Origin of the sequence: Nocardioides sp. (assembly GCF_030149505.1) — a bacterium.
GTDB lineage: Bacteria > Actinomycetota > Actinomycetes > Propionibacteriales > Nocardioidaceae > Nocardioides.
Map to the genome: position 1 here is coordinate 88544 of NZ_JASBRN010000044.1, position 14757 is coordinate 103300.

Here is a 14757-nt window from a genome sequence, read left to right on the forward strand (position 1 = left end):
GCCCGCGGTGGGGACCACCCCTGCGGCCCGCCCGTCCCCGCGCGCGGGACGACGCGTCAGAGCCGCCGGAAGGCCGTCGTGGGCATCACCAGCTCGCCCACCTCGTCGGTGGCGTCGAGGTCCACGACCGCCTCGACGACCCAGTCGTGGTCACCGGCCGGGTCGTGCACGGTCTGGCGCACCCGCAGCACCCGGGCGCCGGTCTCCTCGTCGGTGCCCGGCTCCCTCACGAGCAGCTGCGGCGAGCGTGCGTCGGGGCCCATGTCGACGGTGTCGTGGTCGGCGTAGTAGGCCTCGATCGCCTCGTCCCAGGCCGAGCGGGTCATCAGCACCTCGCGCGGCGGGTCGGTGCGGTCCGCGGCGGCGCGCTCCAGGGCCATCAGCCCGTCGAGGTCGTCGCGGGCCACCAGCTCGACCCGGCGGAACATCGCGTTGCGGACCATGACGTCGAAGGCCCGGCCCTGCTGGGAGAGCGGCCGCGGCGGTGGCGGCGGGGCGTGCGCCGAGGTCAGCTCGGCCCCCAACCGGGCCAGCGCGCCCTCGGGGTCGGTCAGGGCCTCCCACTCGTCCAGCAGCGAGGAGTCGGTCTGCCGGATGGTCTCGCCCAGCCACTCCACGAGCAGCTCCAGCTCCTCGGTGCGGTGCTGCTCGGGCACCGTCTGCCGCAGCGTGCGGTAGGCGTCGGTGAGGTAGCGCAGGACCAGTCCCTCCGAGCGCGCCAGCTGGTAGCGCGAGACCAGGTCGGTGAAGGAGAGCCCCTGCTCCCACATCTCGCGCACCACGGACTTGGGGTCGAGCAGGTCCTCGGGCAGCCACGGGTGTGCGCGCCGGTAGACCTCGTACGTCGCCCCGAGCAGCTCCGCGAGCGGCTGCGGCCAGGTCACCTCCTCGACCAGCGCCATCCGCTCGTCGTAGTCGACCCCGTCCATCTTCATCTCCGCGATCGCCTCGCCGCGGGCGGCCCACTGCTGGGCCAGCAACACCTGGCGGGGTGCCTCGAGCACCGCCTCGACGACCGAGACCACGTCGAGGGTGTGGGTCTCCGAGTCGGGGTCCAGCACCTCCAGCGCCTCGAGCGCGAAGTGCGCGAGCGGCTGGTTGAGGGCGAAGTCCTCGGGCAGGTCCACGCCCAGGACGTAGCGGCGACCGTGCTCGTCGGGCTCCTCGAGCCGCTCCAGGACGCCGGAGGCCAGCAGCGAGCGGGTCAGCCGCAGGGCACGGCGTGCCAGTCGCAGCTGCTGGCGGCGCGGCTCGTGGTTCTCCATCAGCAGGCGCCGCATGACTGGGAAGGCGTCCTCCTCCCGGGACAGGACGTTGAGCAGCATGGAGTTGTCGACCCGCATCCGTGGGACCAGCGGCTCGGGCTCCCCCGCCACCAGCTTCTCGAAGGTCGCCTCGGTCCACACCACCGTGCCCTCGGGCGGCTTGCGCAGCTGCGCCTTGGACTTCTTCTTGCCCGACGCGACGCGCTCGGCCGCCTTGGCCTTGGCCTTCTCGTTCTCGATGACGTGCTCGGGCGCCTGCACCACCACGAAGCCGGCGGTGTCGAAGCCGGCGCGGCCGGCCCGTCCGGCGATCTGCAGGAACTCCCGCGTGCGCAGGACCCGCATCCGGGTGCCGTCGAACTTCGCCAGCCCGGTGAAGAGCACCGTGCGGATCGGCACGTTGATGCCCACGCCCAGGGTGTCGGTGCCGCAGATGACCTGCAGCAGCCCGGCCTGCGCCAGCTGCTCGACCAACCGCCGGTAGCGCGGCAGCATCCCCGCGTGGTGGACGCCGATCCCCTTGCGCAGCAGCTTGCCGAGGGTCTTGCCGAAGCCCGCGGCGAAGCGCACCCCCGCCATCCGCTCGGCCAGCTGCTCCTTGCGCTCGCGGGAGATGCCCGCCGAGACCCAGCCCGCGTTGAGCAGCGACGTGGCGTGCTCGACGGCGTCCTTCTGCGTGAAGTGCACGACGTAGACCGGCGCCTGCCCGGTCGTCACCAGCTCCTCCAACGTCTCGGCCAGCGGGTCCAGCGACCAGGTGAACGACAGCGGCACCGGGCGCTCGGCCTGGTCGACCAGCACGGTCTCGCGGCCGGTGCGGGCGGTGAGGTCCTCGCGCAGCTCGCGGGTGTCGCCGAGGGTGGCCGACATCAGCAGCACCTGGGCGTCGGGCAGCTCCAGCAGCGGCACCTGCCAGGCCCACCCGCGGTCCGGCTCGCCGTAGTAGTGGAACTCGTCCATCACCACCAGGCCCACGTCGGCGCCGCGACCCTCGCGCAGCGCCAGGTTGGCCAGGATCTCGGCGGTGCAGCAGATGATCGGGGCGTCGGGGTTCACCGACGCGTCCCCGGTGAGCATCCCGACGTCGTCGGCGCCGAAGACCTCGCACAGGTCGAAGAACTTCTCGCTCACCAGCGCCTTGATCGGCGCGGTGTAGAAGCTCACCCGGTCCGAGGCCAGTGCCGCCGCGTGCGCCGCGAGGGCGACCAGCGACTTGCCCGAGCCGGTGGGGGTCGCGAGCACGACGTTGCTGCCCGCGAGCAGCTCGATCACGGCCTCGTCCTGGTGGGGGTAGAGCTCCAACCCGCGCCCGGCGGCGTACGACGTGACGGCGGCGTAGACCTCGTCGGCGGACGCCCCCGGGGCCGGCCAGCCGTGACTCGCTGCGCTGCTCATGCGCCCACGCTCGCACCACCCGCCGACGAGTGCGGAATCACCGTCCCCTCACCGGGCGCGCGGGTGCGCGGTGGCGAAGACCTCGCGCAGGTTGTCGACGGTCACCAGCGTGTAGACCTGCGTCGTGGTCACCGACGCGTGCCCGAGCAGCTCCTGCACGACACGCACGTCGGCGCCGCCGTCCAGCAGGTGGGTGGCGAAGGAGTGACGCAGCGTGTGCGGGGAGACCTCCCGGGTGATCCCGGCCCGCTCCGCGGCGCGGGTCAGCACCGTCCACGCCGACTGCCGCGAGAGCCGCCCGCCGCGGGCGTTGAGGAACAGCGCGCCGGCCCGTCCTCCGTCCGAGCGCCCCCTTCCGGTGGTCGAGCCTGTCGAGACCAGCTCGGGGCGACCCCGCACGAGGTAGGCGTCGACCGCCTCCAGTGCGTAGGACCCGACCGGAACCAGCCGCTGCTTGCCACCCTTGCCGCGCAGCAGCACCGTGCCCTGCCCGGTGGCGGGGTCGACGTCGAGGTCGTCCACGTCCAGCCCGACGGCCTCCGAGATCCGCGCACCGGTGCCGTAGAGCACCTCCAGCAGCGCCCGGTCCCGCAGCGCCAGCACGGTGCCCGGCGAGCCGGCCGCCTCCAGGATGGCCTCCACGTCGGAGAGCGGCAGCGCCTTCGGCAGCCGCTTCGCCGGCTGCGGAGGTCGTACGCCGGCAGCCGGGTCGTGCCCGACCAGCCCGTCGGCCACGGCGAACCGGTGGAACCCGCGCACCGCGACCACGGTGCGCGCCGCGGACGTCGAGGAGAGCGGCGGGTGGTCGCCGTCCCCCTCCCGCAGCCGCACGAGGAACCCGGTCACCACCTGCTCGTCGACGCCGACCAGGTCCTCGATCCCCCGCTCGGCCAGCCAGCCGAGGTAGCGCCGCAGGTCGCGTCGGTAGGAGGACAGGGTGTTGGCAGCGACGCCCCGCTCGACCACGAGGTGGTCGAGGTAGGTCCGCACGGCGCGCTCCACCGGCCGGACGCCGGTGCTCGGGTCGGGCGGGCTGGTCGTGCCGGCGGGTGCGCTCACGCCAGGACGGTCGCCGGGTCCACCGCGTCGATGCCGACGGCCTGCCCGACCGGCACGTTGGTGAGCGTGCCGTCGTGGGTGTTCAAGCCCTTGGCCAGGGCGGCGTCGTCGGCCAGCGCCTGCCTCCAGCCCTTGTTGGCCAACGCGACGACGTAGGGCAGCGTGGCGTTGGTGAGGGCGTAGGTCGACGTCGTCGGCACCGCGCCGGGCATGTTGGCCACGCAGTAGAAGGTCGACTGGTGGACCTGGTAGGTCGGGTCGGAGTGGGTCGTGGCCCGGGTGTCCTCGAAGCAGCCGCCCTGGTCGACGGCGATGTCGACGAGCACCGAACCCGGCTTCATCTGCGAGACCAGCTCGTTGCTGACCAGCTTCGGCGCGGCCGCGCCGGGGATCAGCACCGCGCCGATGACCATGTCGGCCTCGCGGACGTGCTGCTCGACGGCCAGCTTGGAGGAGGCCAGGCCGTGCACCTGGTTGTTGTAGCGCCAGAACGACATCCGCAGCTTGTCCAGGTCGGTGTCGAGCAGGGTGACGTCGGCACCCATGCCGAGGGCGATGTTGGCGGCGTTCTGGCCCGAGACGCCGGCGCCGATGATGACGACCTTGGCGTTGGCGACGCCACCGACGCCGCCGAGCAGCACCCCGCGGCCCCCCTGGGCCTTGAGCAACGCGTGCGCCCCGACCTGGGGCGCCAGGCAGCCTGCGACCTCGGACATGGGGTAGAGCAGCGGCAGCGAGCCGTTGCCCAGCTGGACGGTCTCGTAGGCGATGCCCGTGACCTTGCGGGCCAGCAGCTTCTCGGTCAGCGGCTTGTCGGCGGCCAGGTGGAGGTAGGTGAAGAGGGTCTGGCCCTCGCGCATGCGGTGGTACTCCTCGGCCACCGGCTCCTTCACCTTGAGCACCGTCTCCGCGGTGCCCCACACGTCGTCGGCCGTCGGGAGGATCCGTGCGCCGGCGGCGACGTACTCCTCGTCGGTGACCTGGGAGCCGAGCCCGGCGCCGGTCTCGATGACCACGTCGTGACCGTGCGCGACCAGCTCGTGCACCCCGATCGGGGTGATGGCCACGCGGTACTCGTGGTTCTTGACTTCCTTCGGGACGCCGACCTTCACAGGGATCTCCTTCTCTACGGTCCGGACTCCCGGGACCCTACCGGCGCGGGTCGTCCTGCGCCGGGAGCGAGAGCTCGAGACCTTCGTGCGCCGCGACCACCTCGACGCGACCGGCGGCGCGCTCGCGGGCGAGCGCCAGCACGTCGTCGACCTCGGCGTCGGTGCGCCACGGGTCGTGGTGGAAGAGCACGAGGGTGCGCACCCCCGCCTCGACGGCCAGCTCGACGTCGTACTCCACGCTCGCGTGGCCGAGGAAGGCGACGTCGGGGAACTGCGAGGCCAGGTGCTGGGCGTCGGTGACCAGCAGGTCGGCGTCGCGGGCCAGCGCCAGCGCCGACTCGTGCCGCTCCCCCAGCCCGTCGGGGCCGGGCCCCACGCTGGTCGGGCTGTGGTCGGAGAGGTAGGCCAGGGTCGTGCTGCCGTGGCTGACGCGGTAGCCGAAGGTGCGCCCGCCCTTGTGCGGGATCTGCCGGGCGGTGACCTCGAAGCCCTCGAGCTCCCGGGTGCCCTCGGCGATCTCGTCGAAGGTCCAGCCCCCGCCGAGCTCGCGCGGCTCCACCGGGAAGTGCGGCGGCGAGAAGCAGCGGGCGAGCGTCGCGTGCGCGTCGCCCCGGCGCCCGGCCTCCTGCTGCGGGATCAGCACGTCGACCCGGCTGCCGTGGGCGTTGCCGCTGCGGAAGAACGGGATGCCGTGGGTGTGGTCCCAGTGCAGGTGCCCGATGAGCAGGGTCCCGTGGAACGGGGTGGCGCCCAGCAGGTCGGTGACCCGCATCAGTCCCGTGCCGCCGTCCAGCAGCAGGGTCGGTCGCTCCCCGTCGTGGGCCAGCGCGACGCACGAGGTGTGCCCGCCGTACCGCACGAAGTCGGGTCCGGGTGCCGGCGTGGAGCCGCGCACACCGCAGAAGGTGACCCTCATGGGGCGCCCTCGACTCGACCGGGTCGCGCACTCACGGGGACATCAGACCACGAGCCTGGGCAGCGAGCACCGCGATCACCACGGGGGCGTCCTGCACGTCGCCGCGCAGCACCGCCGCGTGCAGGTCGCCGAACGGCACCCAGCCGGTGCGCATGAGCGCCTCCTCGTGCTGGGGCTCGAAGTCGCCGCGGCCCACGTGGGTCAGCCCGCGCGCGAGGTAGATGTGGGCGATCTCGGCCGAGATGCCGGGCGAGGCGTACGTCGTCACCAGGTGCGTCCACTCGCTCGCCTCGTAGCCGGTCTCCTCGACCAGCTCTCGGCGCGCGACGTCCAGCGGCGACTCCTCCGGGCCACCGTCCAGCAGGCCGGCGGGGACCTCCACGAACGTCCGCTCGGCCGCGTGGCGGTACTGCCACAGGCACAGCACCCGGTCCCGGTCGTCGACGGCCAGGACGACCGCGGCGCCCGGGTGCTCGAGCACCAGGCGTCGGAACGGCTCGCCGGAGCCGTCGGGCAGGGTGATCCGGTCCTCGCGCAGGCCCACCACCCAGGCGTCGCGGTGCAGGTGCCGGGACTCCCGCACCGGCCACCGGTCGGCCCGGTCACGCAGCTCGGGTTGCTGGTCGGGTTGCTGGTCGGGCTGTTGGTCGGCAGGAGCCCCGGCGCTCACCGGGCGCTCACTCCTCGTCGGCCGGCTCGCGGCGCAGGCCCGACTCGTCGATCGGGATCCGCAGCTCGCGCTGGCGGGCGATCGCGGCGCCCACCAGCCCCTTGAACAGCGGGTGCGGCCGGGTCGGGCGCGAGCGCAGCTCGGGGTGGGCCTGCGTGGCGATGTAGTAGGGGTGCACCTCCCGCGGGAGCTCGACGTACTCCACGAGCGAGTCGTCGGGCGAGGTGCCGGAGAAGACCAGCCCGGCCTTCTCGAGGCGCTCGCGGTAGGCGTTGTTGACCTCGTAGCGGTGGCGGTGCCTCTCGGAGACGACCTCCTCGCCGTGGACCTCGCGGGCGATCGTGCCGGGCTTGAGGTGCGCGGGGTACATGCCGAGCCGCATCGTGCCGCCGAGGTCGCCGGCGCCCTCCACGAACGCTTTCTGCTCGGCCATGGTCGCGATGACCGGCTCCGGGGTGTCGGGGTCGAACTCCGTGGAGTCGGCCTTGTCCAGGCCCAGGACGTTGCGGGAGTACTCGATGACCATGCTCTGCAGGCCCAGGCACAGGCCGAGCGTGGGGATGCCGTGGGTGCGGGCGTAGGTGAGGGCGCCGAGCTTGCCCTCGAGGCCGCGGATGCCGAAGCCGCCGGGCACGCAGATGGCGTCGACGTCCTGCAGCAGCCGCGCCGCGCCGGCCGGGGTCGCGCACTCGTCGGAGGCGATCCACTCGATCTCGGCCTTCGCGTGGTGGGCGAAGCCGCCGGCGCGCAGCGCCTCGACCACCGAGAGGTAGGCGTCGGGCAGGTCGACGTACTTGCCGACCAGCGCGATCCGCACCTCCTCCTCGGGGTGGTGCACCCGGCGCAGCAGGTCGTCCCACTCGCGCCAGTCCACGTCGCGGAAGGGCAGGTCGAGCTTGCGCACGACGTAGGCGTCCAGGCCCTCGCGGTGCAGCACCTTGGGGATGTCGTAGATCGACGGCGCGTCCGCGGCGGTGACGACGGCCTCGCGGTCGACGTCGCACATGTCGGCGATCTTGCGCTTGATGCCCTCGGGCAGCTCTCGGTCGGCGCGGCACACGATCGCGTCGGGCTGGATGCCGACCTGTCGCAGGGCGGCGACCGAGTGCTGGGTGGGCTTGGTCTTCAGCTCCTTCGAGGGCCCGATGTAGGGCACGAGGGAGACGTGGACGAAGAAGCAGTTCTCGCGCCCGATCGTCTGGCGCACCTGGCGCGCGGCCTCGAGGAACGGCAGCGACTCGATGTCGCCCACGGTGCCGCCGATCTCGGTGATGACCACGTCGACGTCGTCGCCGTGCATCGCCAGGATGCGCTCGCAGATCTCGTTGGTGATGTGCGGGATCACCTGGACGGTCTCGCCGAGGTAGTCGCCGCGGCGCTCCTTGGCGATCACGTTGGAGTAGACCTGCCCGGTCGTGACGTTGGCCCGACCGGAGAGGTCGACGTCGAGGAAGCGCTCGTAGTGGCCGACGTCCAGGTCGGTCTCCGCCCCGTCGTTGGTCACGAAGACCTCGCCGTGCTGGAACGGGTTCATCGTCCCGGGATCGACGTTGAGGTAGGGATCGAGCTTCTGCATCGTCACCGAGAGACCGCGCGAGCGGAGCAGGCGACCCAGGCTGGAGGCGGTGAGTCCCTTCCCGAGCGAGGAGGCGACGCCCCCGGTCACGAACACGTGCTTGGTCGGGGCTGAATTCCTCACGGAACTCCATCCTAGGTCATCTGCTGCGGATCGCTTCCTCGCCACGCGCCCCGGTCCGGACAGGGCACCCTTCACCGGCCCGATCAGCCGGCCCGATCAGCCGGCCCGGGCGGCGCGGGCCACGTCGAGCAGCTCGCGGGCGTGCGCCAGGGCGGTGTCGGAGCCGGAGAGCCCGGCCATCATCCGGGAGAGCTCGAGCTCGCGGGCCTCGTCGTCCAGCAGGGTGAGCCCCGAGCTGGTGATGGTGCCGTCGTTCGACTTCTGCACCACGACGTGGCGGTCGGCGTACGCCGCCACCTGGGGCAGGTGGGTCACGACCAGCACCTGGGAGGTGCGGGCGAGCTCGGCGAGCCGACGGCCGACCTCGACCGCGGCGGCTCCGCCCACGCCCGCATCGACCTCGTCGAAGACGAAGGTCGGCACCGGGCTGGTCCCCGCCAGCGCCACCTCGACGGCCAGCATCACCCGCGACAGCTCGCCTCCCGAGGCGCCCTTGTCCAGGGGCCGCGGGTCCGAGCCGGTGTTGGCGGCGAGCAGCAGCTCCACCTCGTCCAGGCCGCTCGGTGCGAAACGCCACCAGCCGCCGTCCACGAGCAGCGGCACGCCGGGGGCGTCGGGGTCCGCCGGCGCCTCGGCCTCGTGCCGGCGCAGGGCGACGGTGAGCCGGGCGTGCGGCATCGCCAGCAGCGCCAGCTCCGCGGTCACCTGCTCCCCCAGCCGCCCGGCCGCCTCGGCGCGCCGGGCCGTGAGGGCGGTCGCGGCCTCGGCCAGCCCCGCACGCAGGCTCGCCCGCTCGGCACGCAGCTGCTCGATCCGGTCGTCGGTGCCGTCGAGCTCGACCAGGCGCAGCGCCGAGCGCTCGGCCCACGCGAGGACCTCCTCGACGCTCGCGCCGTACTTGCGGGTCAGGCGTCCGAGTGCGGCACGTCGCTCCGAGACTCCTGCGAGCCGGGCCGGGTCGGTGTCGATCCCGGCGGCGTACGACGCCACGTCGGTCGCGAGGTCGCTCAGCACGTAGCCCAGCTCGGCCAGCCGATCCGCGAGGGCGGCGGCCTCCGGGTCGTGCTCGCGCACCCCGTCCAGCAGCGCCCGCGCGGTGCCGACCGTCGCCAGGGCGTCGGGGCGGCCGTGCTCGCTGCTCAGTGCCTCGCGGGCCTGCTCGGCGGCGGTGCGCAGCGTGTCGGCGAAGCCGAGGCGGGTCTCCTCGGCGGCCAGGCGCTGCTCCTCCCCCGGCTCGGGGGCAGTGGCCTCGACCTCCTCCAGGCCCAGGCGCAGCAGGTCGGCCTCCTGGGCCCGCTCGCGGGCGTGGGTGACGACCTCCTCGAGCTCGACCTCGACCGCGCGCAGCCGGTCGAAGAGCTCGCGGTAGGCACGGGCGGCAGCAGCCACCGGCTCGCCGCCGAACCGGTCCAGGGCCTCGCGCTGGGCCCGGGGGCGCAGCAGCCGGTGCTGGTCGGACTGTCCGTGGACCGCGACGAGCGGCTCGCTGACGCTGGCCAGCGTGGCCACGGGCACCGAGGCCCCGCCCACGAAGGCCCGGGAGCGACCTTCGGCTGCGACGTTGCGGGCGAGCACGACCCGCTCGTCCTCGACGGTGCCGCCGACCTCCTCGACCGCCGCGGCGAGGTCGGGCAGCCGGTCGGTGACCACGACGCCCTCCACGCGCGCGGTGCGAGCGCCCGTGCGGACCGCGCCGCTGTCCGCGCGGCCTCCCAGGAGCAGGCCCAGGGCCGTCACGACCATCGTCTTGCCGGCGCCGGTCTCGCCGGTGATGACCGTGAGGCCGGGGCCGAGCTCGAGGGTGGAGGACTCGATGACCCCCAGCGACTGGATCCGGATCTCCTCGATCACGCGGGACCTCCGGCCTCGCTGCGACGCCGCCGCTCGGCCGAGCCGCGCCAGCCCTCCACGGGCAGGCCGAACTTGGCGACGAGTCGGTCGGTGAAGGGCGCCTCCTGCAACCGCACGAGCCGCACCGGGCGCTCGCCGCGTCGGACCTCGATCCGCGCACCGGGAGGCAGGTCGACGGCCCGCCGCCCGTCGGCCCACAGCACGCCGGAGCCCTCCGTGTTGGCCAGCACCTCGACGGCCAGCACCGAGGTCGGTGCGACCACGAGCGGCCGGGCGAACAGGGCGTGCGCCGAGATCGGCACGAGCAGCAAGGCATCGACGGTGGGCCACACGATCGGCCCACCGGCGCTGAAGTTGTACGCCGTGGACCCGGTCGGCGTGGAGCAGACGACGCCGTCGCAGCCCCAGCGCGACAGCGGCCTGCCATCGACCTCGATGACGACCTCGAGCATCCGCTCGCGGGCGGCCTTCTCCACACTGGCCTCGTTGAGCGCGAACGTGGAGGTGACCACCTCTCCCTCGCGCAGGACGCGCACGTCGAGGGTGGTGCGCTCCTCGATGGTGTAGCGCCGTGACACCACCGCGCCGATGACGGTCTCGACGTCGTCGTGCTCGGCCTCGGCCAGGAAGCCGACGTGCCCGAGGTTGACGCCGAGGACCGGGGTGCCGGTCTCGTGCGTGACCTCGGCCGCGCGCAGGATCGAGCCGTCCCCGCCCAGCACGAGCGCCAGCTCGCAGCCCTCCCCGGCTCGCCCGTCCTCCGGAGCGGGCTCGACGAGCAGACCGAGGTCGCCGACGGTGATGCCGAGGTCCTCCATCTCCGCGGTCGGGATCCGCACCACGATCCCGTGGCCGGACAGCTCCCGGCAGCAGGCGAGGGCGACCTCCCGCGCGTCCTCGCGACCGGTGTGGGTCAGCAGGAGCACCCGACGCTGCGGGTCCGGGGTGTCCTCGCCCGGTCGGTCGGCAGGTGCGTCGCTCACGGCGTCAGCCTCTCACCCGCGGCCTCGGCCAGCGGGTCGCTCCCCCGCACCAGGTCCTCGACCTGCGCGGACGTGACACCGGCGGGCCCCTGCCGCAGCCAGAGGAAGAACTCCACGTTGCCCGAGGGTCCGGGCAACGGACTGGTGGTCGCGGCGACGGCACCCCAGCCCCGCTGCTCGGCCGCCCGTGCCACCCCCAGGACCGCCTCGGCCCGGAGCTCGGGCTCACGGACCACCCCGCCCTTGCCGACCCGGTCCTTGCCCACCTCGAACTGAGGCTTGACCATGAGCGCCAGGTCGCCCCCGGGACGGGTGACGCCGATCAGCGCGTCCAGCACCAGACCGAGGGAGATGAAGGAGAGGTCCCCGACCACCACGTCGACCGGCTCGCCGACCAGCTCGGGGGTCAGCTCGCGGATGTTGGTGCGGTCGTGGACGACCACCCGCTCGTCGTTGCGCAGCGACCAGGCCAGCTGGCCGTAACCGACGTCGACAGCCAGCACCCGGGCCGCCCCCCGGCGCAGCAGCACGTCGGTGAACCCGCCCGTGGAGGCACCCGCGTCCAGGCAGACGCGACCGGAGACGTCGAGGCCGACGGTGGCGAAGGCGTCCAGGGCCCCGGCCAGCTTGTGCCCGCCGCGGGAGACATAGTCGGGCCGGGAGGCGTCCTCGCGCACCACGATGGCCACGTCGGTGGTCACACCGGTGGCGGCCTTGCGCGCGAGCGCACCGGACACCGTGACCCGCCCGGCTCCGATCAGCTCCCCGGCGTGCTCGCGGGATCGGGCCAGCCCCCGGCGGACCAGCTCCTGGTCCAGGCGCAGCCGTCGCGGTGGCACGTCGCGGTCAGTCCTGCCCGGTCGGGGCGGCCGGAGCGGCTGGGGCGGGGGCGGGTGCGTCGGGGTCTGCGTCGAGGGCGCGGCGCAGTCGCTCCTGCGCAGCCGTGAAGACCTCCGCATGCTCGGCCAGCGGTCGTTCGGCGAGCGACTCCACGGAGGCGATCACCGCGTCAACGGCCGTCACACCGGTCCGCACCTGCTCCTGCCCGTCCATGCCGGGGAGGCTATCGCGGCCCACCGACGCCGGGCGGGACGAGGCCGTCGACGGCGACCACCGTGCCCGTCCGGTCGAGGTGGTCCCACGCGGCGCAGACCACGGCGCGCCACCAGTCGTCCTCCCCGCCGTCGCCGTCCACGACCACCCGGGCACCGTCGGCGACCGTGGCGCGCCACCCGCCGCAGGTCCACCCCCCGGCCTCCCGGCCGACCTGCGGGTGCGGACCCAGGAGCCCACCGAGGTCCGCTGAGAGGTACGTCGGCCGTTCGTGCCTCCGGGCTTCGACCAGCTCCGCCAAGCCGGTCACGCCCGTGCGCACCAACAGCGACGGCAGGCCGAGGGCGACGGCGCCCTCGATGTCGGTGTCCAGCCGGTCGCCCACCATGAGCGGACGCTCACCCCCCACGCGGCGGACCGTCTCCTCCAGCAGCGGCCGCGCCGGTTTGCCCGCGACCACGGGCTCCACGCCGGAGAAGCGGCTGAGCGTCTCCACCAGCACGCCGTGACCCGGCGCCGTGCCGTACGGCGTCGGGATGCTCAGGTCCGTGTTGCTGGCCACCCACGACAGGCCGTCGCGAATCCGCACCGCCGCGCGCATGACGTCGCGCCACAGCACGTCGGGCCCGTACCCGGTGACGACGGCCTCGGCCTCGTCCTCCACCCCGACCGGCTCCAGGCCCTCCTGCGCGACCGCGCGGCGCAGCCCCTCCGCGCCGAGCACCACGACCCGCGCCCCCGGTGCCAGCCGCTGGGCCAGCACGCGAGCCGCAGCCTGGGCCGAGGTCACGACGTCACCTGGCTCCGCCCGGACACCGAGCTCCTCGAGGTGCCCCGCGACCGTCTCGGGGGTCCGGGAGGCGTTGTTGGTGATGAACGCCGGCCTGGCACCTCGCCGGCGGGCGGCCTCGATGGAGTCCGCGGCTCGAGGCACGGCCGCCCCACCGACGTACACCACACCGTCCAGGTCGAGCATCACGAGGTCGTGCGCGTCGCACAGGTCGCGTTCGCTCCAGCCCAGCACCCGGGCAGCCTACGATGGTCCGATGGACGCGTCCGACCCGGTCGTGGCCCCCCCACCCCTCGCAGGGCCACTGCGCTTGCACCCCTTCCGACCGCGCGGGCGGCTCGACGCGGGCGCACCGGCGCTGCTGGTGCACGAGTGGACCGCCTCGGGCTACACCGTCCGCGGCATCGTCGGCCTGCTCGACCTCGCCGCCGGCGCCACCGACGCCCGCCGCGGCGTGGTCCTCCCGCACGAGCGGGTCCACCCCGACCAGGTCGAGCAGCTCGCGCAGCGGATGGCCCGCGGCCGCGTCGACCCGGCTCCGATCCTGTTGGTCCACCGGGGCACCGGCACGCTGCGCTCGCTGCTGCGTGAGGTCTGCTCCGAGCCCCCTCGGCTGGTGCGCACGCTCCGCGAGCAGCGGCAGCGCTGGTGGACGGTGACGCGGCCCAGCGAGCTCGACCTGGTCGCCGAGGAGCTCCGCAACGCCTCTGCCCTCCTCGCCGACGGTCACCACCGGTACGCCGCCCACCGCCTGCTCCACACCTCCGGCACCCCCGGGGCCGACCGCGCCCTGAGCGTCCTGGTCGACCACGACGACACCCCGATGCACCTGGCTGCGGTGCACCGCGTGCTCAGCGGCGACGTCCTGGCTGCTGCGACCGCCCACGGATGGGCCATCTCCGGCTGGACGCCGACCAACCCGCTGCTCTGCATCGCCCCGGGACGCGTCGTCGCCTCGCACGGCACCGGGTCCCGCACCCTCACCCCGCCGCCCACCCCGTCCCCACCCGGCACCGGACCCGGCGCGCTCACCACGACCGGAAGCATCCCCGTGCTGGCCCTCGACCGCCTGCTGGCCGGCCTCGACCTCCCCATCAGCTACCACCATGAGGCCGAGGAGGCACTCGACGAAGCCCGCCGCCGCGGGGCGACCGCCCTGCTGCTCCCCGCACCGACCCTCGACGAGGTCCTGAGCGTGGTGCGCCAGGGCCGGTTGCTGCCGGAGAAGGCCACGTCCTTCCAGCCCAAGCCCCGACCGGGCATCGTCACGCGACGTCTGCGCGACGCCTGAGCCGACCTCGGCCCACCTCGACCTCGACGCGGCTGACCGTCGCCTGTCCTGCGCGGTAGAAACGCCGTCGGACCGCACCCTCGACCTCGACCTGGTCTCCCTCTCGCCACGCGCCCATGGTCCGCTGCAGCCGCGGCACCCACACGCTGCACTCGAGCACGTCGACGCTCTGCCTCGACACGTGCCCGGCCGGCCGACGCACGACCAACCGGAACAGCAGCACCACGTCCCCGCTCGGCAGCTCCTTCGCCGCAGGCGCCGACGACACCCGCCCGACCAGCCGTACCGCGTTGCAGTCCTCCACGTCCTGGGTCACTTCCGACCACCTCCTGCGACCAGCCTCGCCGCCGGCGACGGCGAGCGCAGGCGGTCGCGCTGCAGGTGTGCACGAGCGCGCGGGGCCCAGCCCTGTGGAGGCCCGGCGGGCCGGCACCGGCAGCGAGCCTGAGGCCGACCGTCCGGCCTCAGCTCGCCCACGCGCAGCCAGAAATGACAGAAGCCCCACCTCGAAAGAGGTGGGGCTTCTGCGAAAGTATGTCCGGCGGCGTCCTACTCTCCCACGACCTCGCGATCGCAGTACCATCGGCGCTGAGAGGCTTAACTTCCGGGTTCGGGATGGGACCGGGTGTTTCCCTCTCGCTATGGCCGCCGTAACTCTAGCGACTCACCCACA

13 protein-coding genes and 1 rRNA gene are annotated in these 14757 nt (G+C 73.8%); 1 reads left to right on the forward strand and 13 read right to left on the reverse strand.

Annotated features, from left to right (window positions below; genetic code table 11):
* Positions 1-56: 56 nt before the first annotated feature.
* The 11 genes from Q1V71_RS08420 to Q1V71_RS08470 form a co-directional block, all read right to left on the reverse strand.
* Positions 57-2660, reverse strand: a complete 2604-nt coding sequence (locus Q1V71_RS08420; RefSeq protein WP_300642836.1) for an RNA helicase — start codon at positions 2658-2660, stop codon at positions 57-59.
* A 48-nt stretch (positions 2661-2708) separates the two neighbouring features.
* On the reverse strand, positions 2709-3650 hold the full coding sequence (locus Q1V71_RS08425) for a site-specific tyrosine recombinase XerD (RefSeq protein WP_300642862.1): 942 nt from the start codon (positions 3648-3650) through the stop codon (positions 2709-2711).
* A 65-nt stretch (positions 3651-3715) separates the two neighbouring features.
* On the reverse strand, positions 3716-4831 hold the full coding sequence (ald, locus tag Q1V71_RS08430; protein ID WP_300642838.1) for an alanine dehydrogenase: 1116 nt from the start codon (positions 4829-4831) through the stop codon (positions 3716-3718).
* Positions 4832-4868: 37 nt separating this feature from the next.
* Positions 4869-5747 (reverse strand): MBL fold metallo-hydrolase, encoded by an 879-nt coding sequence (locus Q1V71_RS08435; RefSeq protein WP_300642840.1) that lies wholly within the window; start codon positions 5745-5747, stop codon positions 4869-4871.
* A gap of 31 nt (positions 5748-5778) precedes the next feature.
* Positions 5779-6417: an NUDIX domain-containing protein gene (locus tag Q1V71_RS08440; protein ID WP_300642842.1), complete on the reverse strand. Its 639-nt coding sequence runs from the start codon at positions 6415-6417 to the stop codon at positions 5779-5781.
* Positions 6418-6424: 7 nt separating this feature from the next.
* Entirely contained in the window at positions 6425-8116 is a 1692-nt protein-coding gene (locus Q1V71_RS08445) for a CTP synthase (RefSeq protein ID WP_300642844.1), read from the reverse strand.
* Positions 8117-8212: 96 nt separating this feature from the next.
* Positions 8213-9967, reverse strand: coding sequence for a DNA repair protein RecN (gene recN / locus Q1V71_RS08450; RefSeq protein ID WP_300642846.1), 1755 nt, complete (start codon positions 9965-9967; stop codon positions 8213-8215).
* Positions 9964-10950 (reverse strand): NAD kinase, encoded by a 987-nt coding sequence (locus Q1V71_RS08455; RefSeq protein WP_300642848.1) that lies wholly within the window; start codon positions 10948-10950, stop codon positions 9964-9966. The genes recN and Q1V71_RS08455 overlap by 4 nt, the downstream gene beginning before the upstream one ends.
* The gene (locus tag Q1V71_RS08460; RefSeq protein ID WP_300642850.1) at positions 10947-11789 is read right to left on the reverse strand and encodes a TlyA family RNA methyltransferase; all 843 of its coding nucleotides are present in this window, start codon (positions 11787-11789) and stop codon (positions 10947-10949) included. The genes Q1V71_RS08455 and Q1V71_RS08460 overlap by 4 nt, the downstream gene beginning before the upstream one ends.
* A 7-nt stretch (positions 11790-11796) precedes the next feature.
* Positions 11797-12003 (reverse strand): hypothetical protein, encoded by a 207-nt coding sequence (locus Q1V71_RS08465; RefSeq protein ID WP_300642852.1) that lies wholly within the window; start codon positions 12001-12003, stop codon positions 11797-11799.
* A 10-nt stretch (positions 12004-12013) separates the two neighbouring features.
* Entirely contained in the window at positions 12014-13027 is a 1014-nt protein-coding gene (locus Q1V71_RS08470) for an HAD-IIA family hydrolase (protein ID WP_300642853.1), read from the reverse strand.
* A 22-nt stretch (positions 13028-13049) separates the two neighbouring features.
* Here Q1V71_RS08470 and Q1V71_RS08475 point away from each other — a divergent pair, with 22 nt between their 5' ends.
* Positions 13050-14084, forward strand: a complete 1035-nt coding sequence (locus Q1V71_RS08475) for a DUF1015 family protein (RefSeq protein ID WP_300642855.1) — start codon at positions 13050-13052, stop codon at positions 14082-14084.
* On the opposite strand, the gene Q1V71_RS08480 is transcribed toward Q1V71_RS08475, so the two are convergent.
* Positions 14059-14400: a single-stranded DNA-binding protein gene (locus Q1V71_RS08480; protein ID WP_300642857.1), complete on the reverse strand. Its 342-nt coding sequence runs from the start codon at positions 14398-14400 to the stop codon at positions 14059-14061. The two genes, Q1V71_RS08475 and Q1V71_RS08480, sit on opposite strands and share 26 nt — an antisense overlap.
* A 220-nt stretch (positions 14401-14620) precedes the next feature.
* Positions 14621-14737: ribosomal RNA gene (rrf, locus tag Q1V71_RS08485) — 5S ribosomal RNA — on the reverse strand.
* Positions 14738-14757: the final 20 nt, after the last annotated feature.